The 17,882-nt window shown below is 68.7% G+C and carries 15 protein-coding genes; 10 read left to right on the forward strand and 5 right to left on the reverse strand.

Going from position 1 to position 17,882, the window contains the following annotated elements:
• Window positions 1-160 precede the first annotated feature (160 nt).
• From HUA75_RS11755 to HUA75_RS11770, 4 genes are all read left to right on the forward strand, one after another.
• The gene (locus HUA75_RS11755) at window positions 161-1,618 is read left to right on the forward strand and encodes a TolC family protein (protein WP_141646131.1); all 1,458 of its coding nucleotides are present in this window, start codon (window positions 161-163) and stop codon (window positions 1,616-1,618) included.
• A 5-nt stretch (window positions 1,619-1,623) separates the two neighbouring features.
• Window positions 1,624-2,835: an efflux RND transporter periplasmic adaptor subunit gene (locus HUA75_RS11760; RefSeq protein WP_141646132.1), complete on the forward strand. Its 1,212-nt coding sequence runs from the start codon at window positions 1,624-1,626 to the stop codon at window positions 2,833-2,835.
• A complete protein-coding gene (locus HUA75_RS11765) occupies window positions 2,832-5,966 on the forward strand; it encodes an efflux RND transporter permease subunit (protein ID WP_174458279.1) in 3,135 nt (1,044 codons plus the stop codon). Before HUA75_RS11760 ends, HUA75_RS11765 begins: the two co-directional genes overlap by 4 nt.
• A gap of 166 nt (window positions 5,967-6,132) precedes the next feature.
• Window positions 6,133-6,591: a DUF2267 domain-containing protein gene (locus tag HUA75_RS11770; protein ID WP_141646807.1), complete on the forward strand. Its 459-nt coding sequence runs from the start codon at window positions 6,133-6,135 to the stop codon at window positions 6,589-6,591.
• 61 nt (window positions 6,592-6,652) lie between these two features.
• Here the strand turns inward: HUA75_RS11770 and HUA75_RS11775 are convergent, their stop codons facing one another.
• Complete coding sequence (locus HUA75_RS11775; RefSeq protein WP_174463707.1) at window positions 6,653-7,204, reverse strand: glutathione peroxidase; 552 nt, start codon at window positions 7,202-7,204, stop codon at window positions 6,653-6,655.
• A 67-nt stretch (window positions 7,205-7,271) separates the two neighbouring features.
• Window positions 7,272-8,351 carry a hypothetical protein gene (locus HUA75_RS11780; protein WP_174486409.1) on the reverse strand — a complete coding sequence of 360 codons (1,080 nt, stop codon included), beginning with the start codon at window positions 8,349-8,351 and terminating at the stop codon, window positions 7,272-7,274.
• Between the two features lie 200 nt (window positions 8,352-8,551).
• On the opposite strand from HUA75_RS11780, the gene HUA75_RS11785 reads away from it, so the two are divergent.
• Both HUA75_RS11785 and HUA75_RS11790 read left to right on the forward strand, forming a co-directional pair.
• A complete protein-coding gene (locus HUA75_RS11785; protein WP_174486410.1) occupies window positions 8,552-9,259 on the forward strand; it encodes a response regulator in 708 nt (235 codons plus the stop codon).
• Between the two features lie 3 nt (window positions 9,260-9,262).
• Window positions 9,263-10,543, forward strand: a complete 1,281-nt coding sequence (locus tag HUA75_RS11790; RefSeq protein WP_174486411.1) for an ATP-binding protein — start codon at window positions 9,263-9,265, stop codon at window positions 10,541-10,543.
• 33 nt (window positions 10,544-10,576) lie between these two features.
• Here HUA75_RS11790 and hflC read toward each other — a convergent pair whose 3' ends face one another.
• Together hflC and hflK are read right to left on the reverse strand one after the other, a co-directional pair.
• Complete coding sequence (gene hflC / locus HUA75_RS11795; protein ID WP_141646802.1) at window positions 10,577-11,518, reverse strand: protease modulator HflC; 942 nt, start codon at window positions 11,516-11,518, stop codon at window positions 10,577-10,579.
• Entirely contained in the window at window positions 11,515-12,582 is a 1,068-nt protein-coding gene (hflK, locus tag HUA75_RS11800) for an FtsH protease activity modulator HflK (RefSeq protein WP_141646801.1), read from the reverse strand. Before hflK ends, hflC begins: the two co-directional genes overlap by 4 nt.
• On the opposite strand from hflK, the gene HUA75_RS11805 reads away from it, so the two are divergent.
• Entirely contained in the window at window positions 12,576-12,824 is a 249-nt protein-coding gene (locus HUA75_RS11805; RefSeq protein ID WP_174486412.1) for a hypothetical protein, read from the forward strand. The two genes, hflK and HUA75_RS11805, sit on opposite strands and share 7 nt — an antisense overlap.
• Window positions 12,825-12,901: 77 nt before the next feature.
• Entirely contained in the window at window positions 12,902-14,656 is a 1,755-nt protein-coding gene (locus HUA75_RS11810; RefSeq protein WP_174486413.1) for an Ig-like domain-containing protein, read from the forward strand.
• 119 nt (window positions 14,657-14,775) lie between these two features.
• Here HUA75_RS11810 and HUA75_RS11815 read toward each other — a convergent pair whose 3' ends face one another.
• Complete coding sequence (locus HUA75_RS11815) at window positions 14,776-15,486, reverse strand: hypothetical protein (protein WP_174486414.1); 711 nt, start codon at window positions 15,484-15,486, stop codon at window positions 14,776-14,778.
• Window positions 15,487-15,869: 383 nt separating this feature from the next.
• Here HUA75_RS11815 and HUA75_RS11820 point away from each other — a divergent pair, with 383 nt between their 5' ends.
• Window positions 15,870-16,652: an alpha/beta fold hydrolase gene (locus tag HUA75_RS11820; protein ID WP_174486415.1), complete on the forward strand. Its 783-nt coding sequence runs from the start codon at window positions 15,870-15,872 to the stop codon at window positions 16,650-16,652.
• Window positions 16,653-16,722: 70 nt separating this feature from the next.
• Window positions 16,723-17,859: a hypothetical protein gene (locus HUA75_RS11825; RefSeq protein WP_174464366.1), complete on the forward strand. Its 1,137-nt coding sequence runs from the start codon at window positions 16,723-16,725 to the stop codon at window positions 17,857-17,859.
• Window positions 17,860-17,882: the final 23 nt, after the last annotated feature.

The following is a 17,882-nucleotide window of genomic DNA, read 5'->3' on the forward strand; positions in this document are numbered from 1 at the left end:
ACGTACCGCCGTAGAACCCAAGGACATCCGGAACTCCCCCATAGACCGCCGCGCTGGCCATCGTCCAGAAGCCCCCGTCGCAGGGTGCATCCTTTCGCTCGTCGGGCCCCAGCGCGCGCCACCCCGTCACCCATCTGGCCCGAGCCCCGCCTCCTCGCTCATGTCCCCTGTTCGAACCGCCCTCTTCGCGCCCCTCTGTGCCTGGCTGGCCTTGTCTCCAGCCGAGTCCCAGGCGGCCCAGAGCGATGCACCCGTGGCACCCACTCCCTCGCGCGGCGCTGCGGATTCCGCACCCGAGGCTGCGAATTCCGCACGGCCCGCTGCGGAATCCGCACCCGTCGCGCCAGGCACGGCGGCGCCCGCGAGTCCTCCCGCGGACAGCGCGCCGCTGACGCTGGAGCGAGCGGTGTCGATGGCGGCCGAGCGCAACGAGTCAGCGCTCGCGGCCCAGCAGCGCGCCACCGCCGCCGACGCTCGCCTGTCGCGCGCCCGTGCGTTCTTCTTCCCGGAGCTGACGGCGACGGGCACCTATACGCGCCGCTCCAACCAGTCGACGCGTGAGGTGGGCGGGCAGCAGGTCGTCCTCCAGCGCTACAACGCCTTCGGCGCCAACATCGTCGCCCGCGTCACGGTCTTCGACGCGCGCGGCTTCCCGCTGTACCGGGCCGCGCGCCTGGACGGCGAGGCGGCGGGGCTGGAGGCCGTGGAGGCCCGACGTCAGATTTCGTTCGAGGCCGCCAACGCCTTCCTCATCACCCTCCAGGAGCAGCAGGTCTTCCAGGCCGCCGAGCAGCGCATCGCCTTCGCGAAGCAGTCGCACGCGGACGCATCGGCCCGGGCGAAGGGGGGGCTCGCGAGCACCAACGACGTGACGCGCGCGGAGGTGGAGGTGGCCACCGCGGAGGTGGAGCTCATCAGCGCTCGCAACCTGGCGCAGACGAGCCGCCTGGAGCTTGGCTATCTGCTGGTGGAGTCGGTGGAGGGCGCGCTCGTCATGCCGCAGACCCTGCTCGACGACGCGGCCCGGCCGCTCGCGACCCACGACTCCATCATCCCGGGCGCCGTGGAGCGCCGCCCGGACATCCTCGCCTCGCGTCTGCGGGTGGAGTCGCTGGAGGCGAATGCGCTGGAGCCGCTGGCGCGACTGCTGCCCTCGCTGGGCGTGGCCGCGACGTACCGGCTCACCAATGAAGGCGGCCTGACGGGCCGCACCGGTGATGGCTTCCTGTCGGCCGACCTCGTCTGGAACCTCTTCGATGGCGGTGAGCGCTACGCGGAGCGCCGTGAGCGGGTGGCCCTGGCGCGCGCGGCGGAGCTGGAGCAGCAGGCGGGCACGCGGCGCGTGGACGTGGACATCCAGCGGGCCCGCGTGGCCCTGGAGAACGCGCGGGCGGCGCTCACCCAGAGCGAGCTGGCGACCCGCGCGGCGCGGCAGAACGCGGAGGAGCAGGGCATTCTCTACCGCCAGGGATTGTCCACGGCGTTGACATTGGCGGATGCCTCCCTCCGGTTGTTCGAGGCGGAGGTGGCCCTGGCGCGCAGCCGGTATGCGCTGGGCGTGGCCCTGCTGGGCCTGAGGGCGGCAGTCGGACTTGATCCCCTGGGGAAGGAACCGTGAAGGCGATGCGACGCGCAGGAACGCTGACGCTGGCCGTGGCCATGCTGGCCATGGGTGCATGCAAGAAGGACGCGGAGGCGTCGAAGGGCGCGGAAGCGGCCCCGGCCGGGAAGGCGGGCGGTCGTCCCGGCGGCGGTGGTCCGGGGGGCCGTGGGCCCATCCAGTTCCCCGTCGAGGTCGCCCCCGTGGAGGCCCGCGACGTCGAGTACGTCGTCAACGCGGTGGGCTCCGTGGAGGCCTTCGAGCGGGTGCAGATCACCGCGCGGGTGCCTGGCGCCGTGGAGCGTGTCCTCTTCATGGAGGGGCAGACGGTGAAGAAGGGCGACATGCTCGCGGAGATCGAGCCCGCGCGCTACGCCATCGCCGTGCGCGCGGCCGAGGCCTCGTTCGCCAAGGCGCGCGCCTCGCTGGCGGAGGCCCAGTCCGGCGCTGCCCGTCGCACCGCCGTCAATGAGGCCAGCCCGGGCCTGTTGCCCGCGGAGCAACTCGACACCTTCCAGGCGCGAGCGCGCACGGCGGAGGCGGACGTCGCCTCGGCGCGGGCGGCGTTGGACCAGGCCCAGCTCAACCAGCGCGACGCGTATGTGCGCGCGCCCATGGACGGCGTGCTCCAGACGCGCACGGTGCAGACCGGGCAATACGTGCAGCCCGGCATCGTGATGGCGACGCTCTTGCGCAAGGACCCGCTGCTCTTGCGCTTCACGGTGCCGGAGGCGGACGTGTCGCGGCTGAAGCCGGGCCTGCCCGCGCGGTTCTCTGTGCGCTCGGAGGGCGGCTCGTACATGGCGAAGATCACCCACGTGGCGGAGGCCGCCGACGAGGCCAGCCGCATGGTGCCGGTGACGGCCGAGGTGTCCGCCGAGGACGCGCACCGGTTGCGGCCGGGCGTGTTCGCCTCCGTCGCGGTGCCAGTGGAGACGCGCGGTGGCAGCCCGGTGGTGCCGCAGACGGCGGTGCGCGCCAGCGAGCGCGGCTTCATGGCGTTCGTGGTGGAGGGTGACAAGGCCCGCGAGCGCATCCTGGAACTGGGCATGCGCACGGCGGACGGCCGGGTGGAGGTCCGTGAGGGCCTCAAGGCGGGAGAGCGACTGGTGGTGCGCGGCGGCGAGGCCCTGCGCGACGGCGTGGTGGTGCGCGTGGCCGAGGAGAAGAAGCCCGCGCTGACGGCCGAGCCCCGCGTCGAAGACGCCGGCGGCGGCGAGGGAGCTGGGCGATGAGCCTGACGGAAGCCTGCATCAAGAAGCCGGTCCTCGCCTGGATGATCATGGCGGCGACCATCGTCTTCGGCGTGGTGGCGTCGCAGCGCATCGGCATCAGCCAGTTCCCGGACGTCGACTTCCCCACCATCAACATCAGCGTGACGTGGGAGGGCGCCAACCCGGAAGCGGTGGAGAGCGACGTCATCGAGGCCATCGAGGAGGCGGTGACGCAGGTGGAAGGCGTCACCAGCATCACCTCCAACGCCCGGCAGGGCGGCGCCAACATCACGGTGGAGCTGGACCTGTCGCGCAACGTCGACACGGCGCTCGCGGACGTGCAGACGAAGGTGAGCCAGGCGCAGCGCCAGCTCCCCGAGGACATCGACCCGCCCATCGTCACCAAGACGAACCCGGAGGACCAGCCCATCATCCAGGTGGGTGTGTCCGGGCCCTTCTCGCAGCAGGTGGTGAGTGACTTCGCGCGCTACCGCGTGAAGGAGAAGCTCCAGACGGTGCCGGGCGTGGGTGAAGTCCAGATTGGCGGCTCGCTGGAGCGCAACGTCCGCATCTGGGTGGACTCCGGCAAGCTGGACTCGCTCGGCCTCACGGTGATGGACATCACCGCCGCGCTCCAGCGGGAGCACGTGGAGCTGCCGGCGGGTCGCATCGAGACGTCGGGCCGCGAAGTCAACGTGCGCGTGCTGGGCGAGGCGCTGGACCTGGAGACGCTGCGCAACATCGTCATCCGGGAGCAGGGCGGCCAGCCGGTGTACCTGCACGACGTGGCGTTGGTGGAGGACGGCTTCGAGGACATCCGGCGCATGGCGCGGGTGAATGGCATCCCCGCGCAGGGCCTGGGCATCAAGAAGCAGCGCGGGGCCAACGCGGTCTCGGTGGCGCAGGGCGTGCGCGCGGAGTTGGCGCGCATCCAGAAGGAGGCCCCGGAGGGGATGGATGTGGCGGTGCGCTTCGACTCGACGCAGTTCATCGAGGAGAGCGTCCACGAAATCGAGTTCGAGCTGCTGCTGGCCTGCATCCTCACCGCGTTCGTGTGCTGGGTGTTCCTGGGCTCGCTGTCGAGCACGATGAACGTGGTGCTGGCCATTCCCATGTCCCTGTTGGGGACGGTGGCCGTCATCTACTTCCTGGGCTTCACGCTCAACACCTTCACGCTGCTGGGTCTGGCATTGGCGGTAGGCATCGTCGTGGACGACGCCATCATGGTGCTGGAGAACATCTTCCGGCACGCGGAGGAAGGGAAGGACCGGGTGCGCGCCGCGCGCGAGGGCACCGCGGAGATCACCTTCGCCGCGCTGGCGGCGACGATGGCCGTCATCGCCATCTTCCTGCCTGTCGTGTTCATGAAGGGCATCATCGGCCGGTTCTTCCTCCAGTTCGGCGTCACGCTCTGCGTGGCGGTGCTGCTGTCGTACGTGGAGGCCATCACCCTGGCGCCGGCGCGCTGCGCGCAGCTCTTGAAGACGTCCCGCGAGGGGCGCAGCAAGATGGGCGTGTGGGTGGACAAGGGCTTCAGCAAGCTGGAGCACGCGTATGGGCGGGTGCTGGGCTGGGGGCTGAAGCGGCCCTGGCGGGTGCTGGGCGGGGCGGTGGTGATTCTGGCCGCCAGCGTGTTCGCGTTCCGCGCGCTGCCGGGCGAGTTCGTCCCGTCGCAGGACCAGAGCCGGTTGATGGTCCGCCTGCAGACGGCGGTGGGCAGCAGCCTGGAGGAGTCGAATAAAATCTTCCAGCGGGCGGAGGCCTTCGCCTCGTCGCGCCCGGAGGTGCTCAGCGTCTTCGCGGTGGTGGGCGGAGGCGGTGGCAACACCAGCGCGAACGGAGGCTTCATGATGCTGACGCTGAAGCCACCCGACGAGCGCATGCCGCAGGCGGAGTTCCAGCAGATCCTCCGCAAGGAGCTCAACAGCTACCCGGGTCTGCGCGCCGTGGTGCAGGACCTGTCGCAGGCGGGCTTCACCGCGCAGCGCGGGTTCCCGGTGGAGTTCAGCGTGCGCGGCTCGGACTGGGACCAGCTGGTCAAGGCGAGCCAGGAGATGCGCGAGAAGGTCCAGGCGAGCGGCAAGGTGGTGGACGTGGACACCGACTACCAGTTGGGCATGCCGGAGCTGCGCATCACCCCGGACCGGGCGCGCGCGGCGGACCTGGGCGTGCCGATTCAAGCGGTGGCGACGACCATCAACGCGCTGGTCGGCGGCGTTCGCGTAGGCAAGTACAGCACCGGAGGTCGGCGCATCGACGTGCGCATGCGCCTGTTGGCCGGGCAGCGCTCCAGGCCGGAAGACCTGGCGATGCTCAAGGTGCGCACGGCGAGTGGTGCGCTCGTCCCCCTGTCGTCGCTGGTGACGCAGGAGGAGCGGCCGGCGCTGCAGGCCATCACCCGCAGGGACCGAGAGCGCGCCATCAGCATCTTCGCCAACGTGGCGCCGGGCTCCAGTCAGGAAGAGGCGCTGGCCACGGTGGAGCGGCTCGCGAAGGACCTGCCTGGAGGCGTGCGAGTGGTGCCGGGCGGCGCGAGCGTGGCGTTCCGCGACTCGATGAGCAGCCTGTTCTTCGCGCTCTTCCTGGGGATTGGCGTCGCGTACATGGTGCTGGGAGCGCAGTTCAACTCGTTCCTGCACCCCGTCACGGTGCTCACGATTCTCCCGCTGTCGGTGGCCGGCGCGTCCTTCGCGCTGCTGGGCACGGGCAGCACGCTGAACATCTTCAGCATGATTGGCTTGTTGCTGCTGATGGGCATCGTGAAGAAGAACTCCATCATCCTGGTGGACTACGCGCTCCAGCAGCGGGAGCTGGGGTTGGACGCGGTGGAGTCGATGCTGCGCGCCGGCCCCGTGCGTCTGCGGCCGATTCTCATGACGTCCACGGCGACGATGATGGCGGCGGTGCCGGCGGCGCTGGCGCTGGGCGCGGGCAGCGAGACGCGCGCGCCCATGTCCATCGCCGTGCTGGGCGGCCTCTCCGTCTCCACGGTGCTCAGCCTCGTCGTGGTGCCGGCCTTCTACGTGGTCGCCGACCGCATGAAGACGCGGCTGGCCACGTGGCGGGGCAAGCGTCCGGATGACGAGGTCGGCGGTCCCACGGCACAGGCGCGGCCCGGGGGCGAGGAGCCTCGCCCGGCGGCGCACGGCTGAGGTCAGGGGCTCGCGGTTTCACGCCGCGAGCCTCTTTCACCCAGGCGCTGGCGAGGGGGCAGGCGCCGTCACGGCGTCTGGCTGAAGCACGCGCGCACCGTGGACATCGTCAAGGGCACGTCGGTGGATGGGCAGGCGAGTCCACGGCGAGCAAGGAGATGACCCCATGGCGCACGAGACCGAGCTTCCTCCCTCCATCACCCCGGTGAAGGAGCGCGACGAGTCGCTGGACCTCCAGGCGTTCCTCGACGAAATCGGCAACAGCCGCGAGGTCAGCGTCAACAAGGTGGACGCGCGAGACGCGGCGCACGCGGTGCTCTGCACGCTGGCGCGCCGCCTGTCCGACGGCGAGGACGTGAAGCTGATGCGCGCGCTGGGCCCCGACATCGGCGACATCGTCGGGGAGTGCACCATCCTCCGGGGCCCGTCGCATGCGCGACGCATGCACCGCGACGAGTTCATCTCCGACGTGGCGGACCACCTGAAGATTCCGGTGGACCAGGCGGACCGGGTGATGAAGGTGGTGTTCACCGCGGTGAGAGACCGCATCCCCGAGGACGAGGTGTCCGCGGTGGCCTCCCAGCTCCCGGCGGACCTCGCGGACAGCTTCCGCCGGCCGGTGTAGCCAGCGGCGTCGCCGGTACCGGGCTTCCCGTCTCGAGGAAGCCCGGCGCGGCTCACGGCCTTCAGGCAGGCCTGGCGAGCGCCGCGTCGATGGCCTGGACCAGGCGCGGGTCCTCCGCCGTCACGTCCGGGGCGAAGCGCGCGGCGACGCGACCATCGCGGCCAATGAGGAACTTCTCGAAGTTCCACTGCACTTCCGGAATCGGATTCGCGTCGATGCCGTAGCCCTTGAGCTTCTGGCGCATCGGCCCTTCGCCCGTGGCGTCGGGGACCGCGCTCGTCAGCTCGCGGTACAGCGGGTGCTTGTTCTCGCCCACGACGGAGATCTTCGAGAACAGGGGAAACTTCACGGAGTAGGTCAGGTCGCAGAAGTCCTTGATCTCCGCCTCGGTGCCCGGCTCCTGGCCCAGGAAGTTGTTCGCGGGAAAGCCGAGCACCTCCAGCCCCTGGGCGTGCTTGTTCTCGTAGAGCTTCTCCAGGCCCTCGTACTGCGGGGTGAGGCCGCACTTGGAGGCGACGTTCACCACCAACAGCACCTTGCCCTTGAACTGGCCCAGCGTCAGGGCGGCGCCGTCGATGGACTTCAGCGGGATGTCGTAGAGGTTCTGGCTCATATGGGCGCAGAGCCTCTTACTTTGGCCCCGCGCCCGTCAATCGCCGCCGTGAGATGTGTCGCCCCTCCTATACGCGGGTGACGCTGAGTCGCGCGAAGTAGTGCCAGGTGGAGCTGACGCCCTGCGCGGTCGTCGACTTGTGCCGCTGGACGATTCGCTCCGTCGATTCACCACTCTGGTGCTCCAGGATGAGCCGGGCCTCCACGGTGGTGGAGAACCAGGTGCTCACCATGCTGGGAATCGCGTTGGCCGTGCAGATGCTGCCGACGACGAGCACCCGGGGGTCGTCATTCGGGATGGTCTCCGAGTCGCCCCCAGCGAGGCGCAGCCGGCAGTAGCCACCGTTCGCGGTGGGTGACTTGTTCGTCACCAGTCCGTCCGCCTCCTGGCCGGTGAGGTAGACGACGCTCGAGTAGCCGGAGATGTCGTACGTCCCGGGGGGAACCGTGATGACCCCGGTCCTCAGGTCCAGCCGGATGGAGCGGTCGGGCGAACACGCCTCCACGCGGGTGAACACCCGGGTGTTCATTCCGGGCTCCAGCGTCTTCGTGTCTGGCGAGTCCTCGGCGAAGACGGCGAACACGCGCGAGTAGTTCACCGGGGAGGAGGTCCACTGGTAGGTCTCCTCGGTCTTGCCTCCCTCTCCGTCCAGGGTGAACACCTGGATGTTGTCGTCGCTCCGGCCGCCGGTGAGCCACCGGTCCTTCGCGCCGCCCACCTTCAAGTAGACCGCCCGGCCTCGTTTGACCTCGCCGCTGCCCACCGCCGTGCGACTCTGCATCACCGTCCACTGGTAGCTCGACTCCTTGTCGCCGCCCTCACCGTCGAGCGAGGAGACCTCTCTCTGGCCCTCGCTGCGTCCTCCCGTCAGCCAGCGGGGCTTGTCGCCGCCCACCTTGAGATAGACGATGTCGCCGTAGCGCAGGGGGCCGCTGCCCACGGTGTCGCGGGTCTTCATCAGGGTCCACCGGTAGCTGGACTCCAGGTCGCCGCCCTCGCCATCGCGGGTGTACACCCGCTTGTTGCCGTCGCTCCGGCCGCCGGTGAGCCACCGGTCCTTCGCGCCGCCCACTTGAAGATAAAGGGTCTCTCCATAGATGAGTGTGTCGGTGGTGGGGATGAGCTCCGGAGCGGGGAGGGGCTTCATGGGACCGATTCGTGGGGACTCAAGGCTGGCTTTCTCAGACACGGCATCCTCCTGTGGATGCGCTGAACGATGACATACGCCATGAGGCAGCCCGCCCACTGATACGAAGCGATACAATGAGAGACGAAGCGGCTCGCTCGCCAACGGATGCAACGGAAGGGGTATGCTTCAGGGGACGCATTCCTGGCACGGGGACTCTCATGGAACTGAAAAGTCAGACGTCGACCCCGCGTGTCTTCATCGTGGATGACGATACGCAGCTCACGGCGATGGTCGCCGACTACCTGCGGATGCATGGCTTCACCGCGGAGTGTGAGGTCAGCGGTGACCGGGCGGTGCCACGGATTCTCGCCGCGCGGCCCGACCTGGTGGTGCTCGATGTGATGCTTCCCGGCAAGGATGGCTTCACCGTCTGCCGGGAGCTTCGGGGGGCCTATCCGGGCCCCATCCTCATGCTGACGGGGCGGGGGGCGGAGGTGGACGAAGTCGTGGGGCTGGAGAGCGGCGCCGACGACTACCTGCCGAAGCCAGTCAGCCCCCGCGTGCTCCTGGCGCGGCTGCGGGCGCTCTTGCGCCGCACGAGCACGGCGCCCGTGGCGGAGCCTGGCCCCGTTCGCGTCGGCGAACTCACGGTCGACCCGGCTCGCAGAACGGCCCATCTGCGAGGGGCGGCGCTCGACCTGACCTCGGGCGAACTGGACGTGCTGTTCCTGCTGATGACGCATGCGGGGCAGGTCGTGAGCCGGCAGCTCATGTACCAGCGGCTTCGGGGCGTGGAGCAGGATGACATCGACCGCTCCGTGGATCTCCGCGTCTCGCGTCTGCGTCACAAGCTGCGCGAAGCCTCCGGCGAGGCGGACGTCATCAAGACGGTCCGCGGGGTCGGCTACCTCTTCACCGTGAGCTGACCCGTGGACCGACTCTTCCTTCGCGTCTATCTCCACATCTTCGCGGGCGTGCTCATCGCCGGACTCGCCGCCAGGGCGTTCGTGATTCCGAGGATCAACGCGCAGCTCGCGCGGAACCTCGAAGTCTCCCTCGCGGTGCCCGTCGGGCTGATGGCCGAGCTGTTCGAGGCGCGCTACCGCGAGCACGGCGACTTCGGAGGTCCCGCCGAGGAGGCCTCCAAGCGCTTCGGCGTGCCAGTCGCGCTCATCCCCCAGGCACGGACCCCGCTCGACGCCGAGGAGGCCGAGCGGCTCGCGCGCGGGCAGGTCATCCGGGAGGGGCCGGTGTTCGCGTCGATGCTCTATGCGCGCATCGAAGGGACGAACCACGTCCTCCAGGTGGGGCCGCTGCCGCTCATGTTCCCGCTGGGCGGTGCGCGAGGCGGCGCGCTCCTCCTGTTCTTCGTGGGCGGGCTCTCCCTGGGCATCTTCGCGCTCCTTCGCCCCGTGCGCCGTCAGCTCCTGGACCTGCGGCGAACCGCCGAGGCGCTCGGCAGGGGAGAGCTCGGCGCGCGAGCCCAGGTCGGCTCACGGGACGTCATCGGCGCCCTCTCGGCGGCGGTGAACCACATGGGCGCGGAGCTCCAGCGCTCCATCACCCTGCGAGACGAGCTCCTCCACAACACCTCCCACGAGCTTCGAGCCCCGAGCCAGCGGCTGCACTTCAGCCTCGCGCTCGCGAGAGAAGCGTCAGAGCCCGACGCGCGGGAGCACGCCTTCGACCGGGTGGAGCGCAGCCTGTCGGAGCTCGATGCGCTCATCGACGAGCTGTTGACCTATGCGCGCCTGAAGGCGCACGGCGCGCACAAGGAGACCCGGGTGGACGTGCGTCCTGTCCTCGCCGCGCTCTGCGAGACCCTGACCCTGCTGCCACACAAGGCGGTGCTGGCCGCCCCGGGGCCGGACGAGGAGCCGCTCGTCGTTCGTGTCGAGGCCCGGCTCATCGAGCGCGCGACGTCGAACCTGATTCTCAATGCCCTGCGCCATGCGAACTCCCGGGTCCAGGTCAGCCTGAGCCGGGAAGAGCGCGTGATTCACATCCATGTCGACGACGACGGGCCTGGGATTCCGCTCGCGGAGCGGGAGCGGATCTTCGAGCCGTTCCATCGACTCGACGACGAGCGCCACGGCTTCGGGCTCGGGCTCGCCATCGTGCACCGCATCGCGGAGGTGCATGGAGGGAGCGTCCGTGCCCTGGGCTCGGCGCTGGGGGGCGCACGCTTCACGCTGTCGTTTCCAGCGTGAAGCGCGGCCCGAACCCGGGGCGGAGCCTTGCCCCTACTTCTTCGCGCTGCTGCGCAGGTAGCGATAGAACTCGGAGTCGCTGCCCAGGAAGAGGGACGTGGAGCGGTCCACCACCTGGGGGTAGGCCTCCAGGGTGCGCATGAACTGGTAGAACTCCGGGTCCCTCCCGAAGGCATCCGCGTAGATCTTCGTCGCCTCGGCGTCGGCGGTGCCGGTGATCTCCTGCGCCTTGCGGTACGCCTCCGAGCGGATCTCCTTCAAGTCCCGCTCCCGCTGTCCGCGCACTTCGGCCGCGCGACCCATGCCCTCGGAGCGCGAGCGCTCGGCGGTGCGGCGCCGCTCGGAGATCATGCGCTCGAACACCTTCACCTGGACCTCGTCGACGTAGTTGATGCGGCGGATCTGCACGTCCACCAGCTCCACTCCGAACTCCTTGACGATCTCCGCGGCGCGGTCGCGAATCTGCCGGGTGAGCTTGTCGCGTCCCTGGGAGACCTGCTCCAGCGACTCACCGCGCTCGGCCTCGGTGGTGTACTCGTCGTCCTCGAACGGCCGGTTGGTGGAGCGCACCGCCTCAATCAGCGCGAACGAGGCGATGGTGTTGCGCGTCTCGCCGTCGATGATGTCGTCGAGCCGGGACTGGGCATTGCGCTCGTCGCGCAGGCGCTGGAAGAAGCGCAGCGGGTCCACGATGCGCCAGCGGCCGAAGGTGTCCACCCAGATGTACTTCTTGTCCTTGGTGGGGATCTGGTTCGGGTCCCCGCGCCAGTCCAGCCAGCGCTTGTCGAAGCGGTTCACCGTGTCGACGAAGGGCTGCTTGAAGTGCAGTCCCGGCTCGGTGATGGACTGGCCCCGGGGCTGGCCGAAGCGGGTGATGACGGCCTGCTCGTGCTCGCTCAACGTGTACGTGCTGGAGAAGCCCAGCACGACGGCGAGCGCGGCGACGACGACGAGAATCAGTGCGACGCGGCTCATTGCTGGGCCTCCTTCAGCTGCGCTGCGCCCGCGGAGACGGAGTCCGCCCCGTCCATCCGCAAGAGGGGCGTGAAGCCCTTGAGGTTCTCATCCATGACCACCTTCTGCCCGGCGCCCTGGAGCACCTGGCTCACCGTCTCCAGGTACATCCGGCGACGGGTGACCTCCGGCGCCTTGCGGTACTCCTCGTAGACGCGGGTGAAGCGCTCGGCCTCGCCCTTGGCGCGGTTGACGCGTTCAATCGCGTAGCCCTCCGCGGAGCGCAGCGCCTCCTCGGCCTCGCCCTTGGCGCGGGGGATGGCGCGGTTGCGCTCGGCGTAGGCCTCGTTGATGGCGCGCTCCTTCTCCTGGATGGCCTGGTTGACCTCGTTGAAGGACGGCTTGACGGGGTCGGGCGGGTTCACGTCCTGGAGGACGACCTGCTGGATGTCCACGCCCGTCTCGTAGCGGTCCGCCAGGTCCTGGAGCAGCAGCTTGGACTGGGTGGCCACCGTCTGGCGGCCCGTGGTGAGGACCTCGTTGACGGAGTGGTCGCCGACCACCGCGCGCATCGACGCCTCGGAGATATCGCGGAGCATCCCCTCCACGTTCTTCACCTTGAAGAGGTACTTGTACGGGTCCTTGATCTTGTACTGGACGATCCACTCGACCACGGCGACGTTGAGGTCACCGGTGAGCATCAGGGACTCGCGCTTCAGGTCCGACGTGCTCGCCGAATACGACGTGGCGCGCGAGTTGACGGACTCCGTGCGGAAGCCGAACTCCGCCTTGAGCTGCCGCTGCACCGGCACCTTGACGATGCGATCCACCCAGAACGGCAGCCGGAAGTGGGGACCCGGCTCCACCGTGCCCACGAAGCGGCCGAGCCGGAGGATGACGCCAACCTCGTCCGGCTCCACCTGCGCGTAGCTGGTGAGCAGGCCCACCAACGTGACGAGCGCAATCGAGCCCAGCAGGAGCCGACGTCCGAGGCCGCGACTCAGCCTCTTCTGCAGCTCACGCAGGACGTCCGCGGGGTCCCGCCCGTTCGGGTCGGGGTTCAACACTCGAGGATCCCATGCCATCCATCAGTCTTTGGACTGCGAAGCATCTACATGCAAGGAGAACCGGGGCGGCCGGTGAAAACGGCCCGGAATCCTGGTTCATTCGTGACACCTTGCCTGCCGAGCACACTCCGGGCGCAAGCGCGCACGCCTTTGGCGAGGAGGCCGAGTTCCCCGAAATGGAAGGGGCCGCGTTTGAATCCCTCACGCACGAAGAGGCTCAGGCCGGGATGCGCGTGAACACGCTCCAAGATCTGGATTGACAGAACGGCTTGCGTCAGCGGAGAACCCCGCGCTCCGCGTTTACGGCGCCCATACCGGGCCCGCGCGAGGAAACTCCATGTCAGATTTGCTTTCGAAATGGCTCGCGGCCCCAGCCGCCGCATTGCGCGCGGGATTGGTGATTGGACTGGCCGCCAGCGCCCTCGCCGCTTGTCGCGACAACAAGCCGTCCAGCCTCCCGCCGGTGGCCCGCGACATCACCCTCGAGACGGTGGAAGACACGCCCCTTGAAATGCGCCTGCCGGCCACCGGCAACGAGGCGCTCACTTTCACCATTGTCGACACGCCGGACCACGGCACATTGAGTGATATCAGCGCCAGTGGCGCCATCACCTACACCCCCGGCGCCGATTACAATGGCGAAGACGCTCTCGTCTTTCGGGCCACCAACCGCCAGGGCCAGAGCGCCCAGGGAACGGTAACCATCACCATCACCCCGGTGAACGACAGGCCCGCGCTCTCCGCGTTGGCCAACCAGACCCTCGCCGAGGACAGCTCGACCGGAGACCTGGCCTTTACCCTGGGCGACGTGGAGACCCCCGCCGACGGCCTCACGGTCATCGCGACGTCCTCCAACACCGCCCTGGTGCCTGACGCCCCCACGAACCTCGTTTTCGGAGGCTCCAGCACCAGCCGCACCCTCAAGGTGGTTCCCGTCGCCAACGCCAGCGGCACCACCACCATCACCCTGTCGGTGAGCGACGGCTCCGCCACCGCCTCCACCACCTTCACGGTCGACGTCACCGCGGTGAACGACCTCCCTGCGATTTCCTTCGTGGCCAACCAGCGCATCGCCGCTGGCGGTTCGACCGGCGACCTGGACTTCACCGTGGGCGACGTGGAGACCGCCGCCGACAGCCTCACGCTCACGGCCACGTCCTCCAATACCGACCTGGTCCCCAACGACGCCAGCCATCTCGTCCTGGGCGGCTCCGGCTCCAGCCGCACCCTCAACGTCGTCCCGGTCGCCAGCGCCAGCGGCTCCACCACCATCACCCTCTCGGTGAATGACGGCCCCTCCACCACCTCCACCCGCTTCACGGTCGACGTCACCGGTCCTGCGAGCCTCTACTGGATCACGAACGCCGGCTCGCTGTGGAGGGTTGATGTGAGCGGCACGAATGCCATGGAGCTCAAGACTGGCATCAGCGGGGCCAGCTTCGTTGCCACCGACCCGGTCACCCGTACGCTCTACTACACGAGCGACAGCTCCATTGTTCGAGTGGACAGCGATGGGGCGAACCCGGTCGATGTCGTGGCGGATGGAGGCTACCCCACCGCACTGGCGGTCGATTCGACGAACCGCAGGCTGTACTGGTCCGATTTCAACGGAAACCGGATCATGCGCGCCGAGCTGGACGGCAGCAATCCCACGCAAGTCGTCGGCGGCATTGATAGCCCGTCCGCCATCGCGTTCGATGTCCCGAGTGGCAAGGTGTATGTGATGACCTATAACAACACCAGTCTCGTGCGATTCAATTTCGATGGCACCCACCTGGAGACCCTCGCTTCAGGCCTGGGGGGCCTGGGAGTCGGCCTGGCGGTCGACCCGAGCGGCGGGAAGGTGTACTACTCGACCCGAGGCAACAACATCCATGTCGCCAACCTGGACGGCTCCAACGCCACCATCCTGGTGACCAACCAGACCACGGTGCACGGGATTGCCATCGATGTCACGGCCGGGCGGTTGTATTGGGTGGACTGGCTGGATGGGATGCTCCGGAGCGCCAATCTGGCCGACGGCGGCGATATCCAGGACCTGAACTCGGGCAGCAGCAGGAACCTGGGTCTGGCCTGGATGCCCGCGCCGTAGCCAGGAGCAGGCGGCGCTTCGCGTCAAGCGATTGCGTCGCTCGGCCTTCGACTCCGGAAACGACACCGGCCTCGCGGCCGGGATGAACCCGGAGCCGCGAGGCCAGGAGCGGACAGGGCTCAGTAGTTGAGGTTGACCGCGAAGTGGAACGTGTCACCGGACGCGTTGTCCACGTCCGCGCGGAAGTCGAAGTTGGTGCCGCTGCGGTAGTACCAGAGGTAGCCGCCCGCACCGACGTTGCGGATGACCTGGTCCCTGATGTTGAGCGTCACGTTGCCGGAGGTCGGGCACACGGCGGTCTTGTGGTAGTCCACTCCGCCGCGCTGGGCGTAGGCGCCACCGCCCCAGTTGGTCAGGCACATCTTCCAGTCGTAGGCCGCGTTGCAGAAGTTGTCCTGGAACCAGGTGATGTCGCACGGGCCGTAGGCCGCGGCGCTCGTGCTTCCGGCGGCCAGGCCGTCCTTGAAGATCGACTCACCGCGCTCGGTCGCACCCTCGGCGTCGCGGGGGGGCGTGCGCATCAGCTCGTAGCGCTGCTGGGCGATGCCGAGCGCCTGGGGCACGTCGCTCCGGCCGGTCAGCTTGCTCCACGCCGCGGCGGGGCCGATGCCGTCGATGGCCGCCGGGGGGTTCGGGTAGACGCCGGCCTCCATGACCATCACCTCGCCGTCCGCCAGCTCGAGGAACTCGACCACGTTGCCGTTGTCGCGCTCCACGCGCGCCAGCACCGACGCGGGCGTCTCCGTCTTCTCGGTGGTGGTGGCGGCGTCCTCGATGCCGCAGCCGGCGGCGAGGACCATCATCATGACTCCAGGGACGATACGCTTCATGGGACTTCTCCCGAGCAACGCGCCTGGCGCCGCTCATGTTGTGGTGGGGTGGGATGCAAGTGCGCGCCGCGAAACCGCATGCGGACCGTGTCGGCGTGCTCCCGGTCCATGAGCAATGGCCGTGCCGCGCGTGCTCTCAGAGGGAAGCGCGAGGAATCAGGGGCACGCGAGCGCAACGCCGGCCGGCAAGTCCTGCCGTGTCAAAGGCAGTCCTTGCTCGTGCCTGTCGCTCCGCTGGAAATGCAGTGGTGGACAGGTGCGGGCGCGTGCATGGGGCGTCCCGGAGGGAAGTAGGGCAGACTTGGTGGGTGATGGCCCCGGCGCCACTGATGGCGCGGTGGGTGGACGGGCAGCGCCCGTACCAGGGGCCGGGAGTCAGGCCAATGAAGCACAAGGAAGCCAGGATGGTGTCCGTCAACGGCCCCGCGGGTCGATTGATGGCGACAGTCGAGGGCGACGGCGGCATCCCCGCCATCTTCGTGCACGATGTCGCCGGGGACCGGTCTCACTGGGCGGAGACGCAAGCGGGCCTCGCGACGCGCAGCGTGGCCTTCGACCTTCGCGGGCTGGGCGAGAGCAGCGGCTCCCACGGTCCCTTTGGCGTGGAGGCGGCGGTGGAGGACGTCGTCGCGGTCGCCGACGCGCTGTCCCCCGAGAAGTTCGTCCTGGTGGGGCATGGCTTCGGCGCCGCGGTGGCCGGTGCCTTCGCCGCGTACTACCCCGAGCGGCTGGCCGGGCTCCTCTATGTCGAAGCGCCGGGAGACCTGCGCCGCATGCCGAAGCCCGAGGCGGAGGCCTGGCTCGACAACTTCAGCGCCGCGAAGTACGGCGCCTTCCATGAGCACTGGCTCACGCCCCAGCTCCTCGCCGCGAAGGATTCCACGCGCGTGTTGGTGATGAAGACGATGCGCACGTCGCGTCGCGAGGCCATCGCCGGGAACCTGGAGTCGCTGCTCGCGCATGACCCGGACGCGGCGTTCGAGCAGTTCAAGGGCCCCACCCACGCGCTGGTGGCGGCCACGGGGCCGGAGACGCTGGTGGGACAGCGGGCCGACTTGTCCCGCACCGTGGCGCCGCACGCCAGTCACTGGCTGATGTTGGACTCGGCGAAGTGGTTCCACACGGAAGTGGTCCGCTTCCTCGGTCAGAGTCGGCACCACCCCTGAGCCACGCGGGGCCGGGTCCGCTCGTCTCGGGTGCATCGTCGCTCTACACTGCCTCCCTCCTGGAGGAACGATGCACCTGAAGAGACTTCATCGGTCGGCAGTGAGCGCGGTGTTCTCGCTGGCCACGGGCTTCGCGCTCGCCAGCGTGGCGGGCTGTTCGAGCGAGGATGCGCCGGGCGTGGACGTGCCCAACCCGCTGACCAATCCCAAGGATGGCCCGCCCGCCGGCAATCCGAACGCGGAGGCCACCTGCACCGTGCCCGCGGAAGCGGGGCTCGCTGACAGCTCCAGGCCGACCACCGTTGTCGGCACGGGAACGCCCGCGAGCTGTACCAGTGCCGCCTTTGTCGAGGCAGTGGCCCGGGGCGGGGTCATCACCTTCGACTGTGGCCCGGAGCCGGTGACGATCACGCTCGACAGGACGGCGAAGATCTTCAACGACAAGGGGCCGGAGATCGTCATCGACGGCAAGGGGCTGGTGACGCTCAGCGGAGCGGGCAGGCACCGCATCCTGTACATGAACACCTGTGACCAGAAGCAGGTGTGGACGACCTCCCACTGCCAGAACCAGGACCACCCTCGGCTGACGATCCAGAACCTCACGTTCGTGGATGCCAGCTCCAAGAGTGAGTCGGAGTTCGACGGAGGCGGGGCGGTCTGGGTGCGCGGTGGGCGGGTGAAGGTCATCAACTCCCGCTTCTTCAACAACGCGTGCGCGGATGTCGGGCCCGACGTCGGAGGTGGCGCGCTCCGGGTGTTCAGCCAGTACGAAGGGCGGCCCGTCTACGTGGTGAACACGACCTTCGGCGGCAAGCAGGGCTTCGGCGGAGTCTGCTCCAACGGTGGTGGCATCAGCAGCATCGGTGTGTCGTGGACGGTCATCAACAGCCTCTTCTCCCACAACCGGGCCATCGGCAACGGCGCGAATCCCGCCACTCCAGGCACCCCGGGAGGGGGCAGCGGCGGCGCCATCTACAACGACGGCGACAGGATGACGCTGTCCCTGTGTGGCACGCGAATCGAGCACAACGAAGTCAACGCGCATGGAAGCGCCATCTTCTTTGTCAGCAATGACCATTCAGGCGACATCCGCATCGACCGCTCGGTCATCCAGAACAACCGGGGTGGCTCCTGGTACGTGACGTATCCCCAGATATCGAATCACTCGGATACGCCGATCGCCGTCACGAACTCCACGATTGAGTGACGGAATGGCTGTCAAGGTGCGGG

Origin of the sequence: Myxococcus sp. CA040A (genome assembly GCF_013336725.1) — a bacterium.
GTDB classification, from domain to species: Bacteria; Myxococcota; Myxococcia; order Myxococcales; family Myxococcaceae; genus Myxococcus; species Myxococcus llanfairpwllgwyngyllgogerychwyrndrobwllllantysiliogogogochensis.

What these genes read in the sequence shown, in the direction of transcription:
- HUA75_RS11810 (WP_174486413.1), top strand. Translation starts at nt 12,902, where the DNA reads ATGTCAGATTTGCTTTCGAAATGGCTCGCGGCCCCAGCCGCCGCATTG.
- HUA75_RS11785 (WP_174486410.1), top strand. Translation starts at nt 8,552, where the DNA reads ATGGAACTGAAAAGTCAGACGTCGACCCCGCGTGTCTTCATCGTGGAT.
- HUA75_RS11775 (WP_174463707.1), bottom strand. Translation starts at nt 7,204, where the DNA reads ATGAGCCAGAACCTCTACGACATCCCGCTGAAGTCCATCGACGGCGCC.
- HUA75_RS11815 (WP_174486414.1), bottom strand. Translation starts at nt 15,486, where the DNA reads ATGAAGCGTATCGTCCCTGGAGTCATGATGATGGTCCTCGCCGCCGGC.
- hflK (WP_141646801.1), bottom strand. Translation starts at nt 12,582, where the DNA reads ATGGCATGGGATCCTCGAGTGTTGAACCCCGACCCGAACGGGCGGGAC.
- hflC (WP_141646802.1), bottom strand. Translation starts at nt 11,518, where the DNA reads ATGAGCCGCGTCGCACTGATTCTCGTCGTCGTCGCCGCGCTCGCCGTC.
- HUA75_RS11825 (WP_174464366.1), top strand. Translation starts at nt 16,723, where the DNA reads ATGCACCTGAAGAGACTTCATCGGTCGGCAGTGAGCGCGGTGTTCTCG.
- HUA75_RS11770 (WP_141646807.1), top strand. Translation starts at nt 6,133, where the DNA reads ATGGCGCACGAGACCGAGCTTCCTCCCTCCATCACCCCGGTGAAGGAG.
- HUA75_RS11780 (WP_174486409.1), bottom strand. Translation starts at nt 8,351, where the DNA reads ATGAAGCCCCTCCCCGCTCCGGAGCTCATCCCCACCACCGACACACTC.
- HUA75_RS11820 (WP_174486415.1), top strand. Translation starts at nt 15,870, where the DNA reads ATGAAGCACAAGGAAGCCAGGATGGTGTCCGTCAACGGCCCCGCGGGT.
- HUA75_RS11765 (WP_174458279.1), top strand. Translation starts at nt 2,832, where the DNA reads ATGAGCCTGACGGAAGCCTGCATCAAGAAGCCGGTCCTCGCCTGGATG.
- HUA75_RS11805 (WP_174486412.1), top strand. Translation starts at nt 12,576, where the DNA reads ATGCCATCCATCAGTCTTTGGACTGCGAAGCATCTACATGCAAGGAGA.
- HUA75_RS11760 (WP_141646132.1), top strand. Translation starts at nt 1,624, where the DNA reads ATGCGACGCGCAGGAACGCTGACGCTGGCCGTGGCCATGCTGGCCATG.
- HUA75_RS11755 (WP_141646131.1), top strand. Translation starts at nt 161, where the DNA reads ATGTCCCCTGTTCGAACCGCCCTCTTCGCGCCCCTCTGTGCCTGGCTG.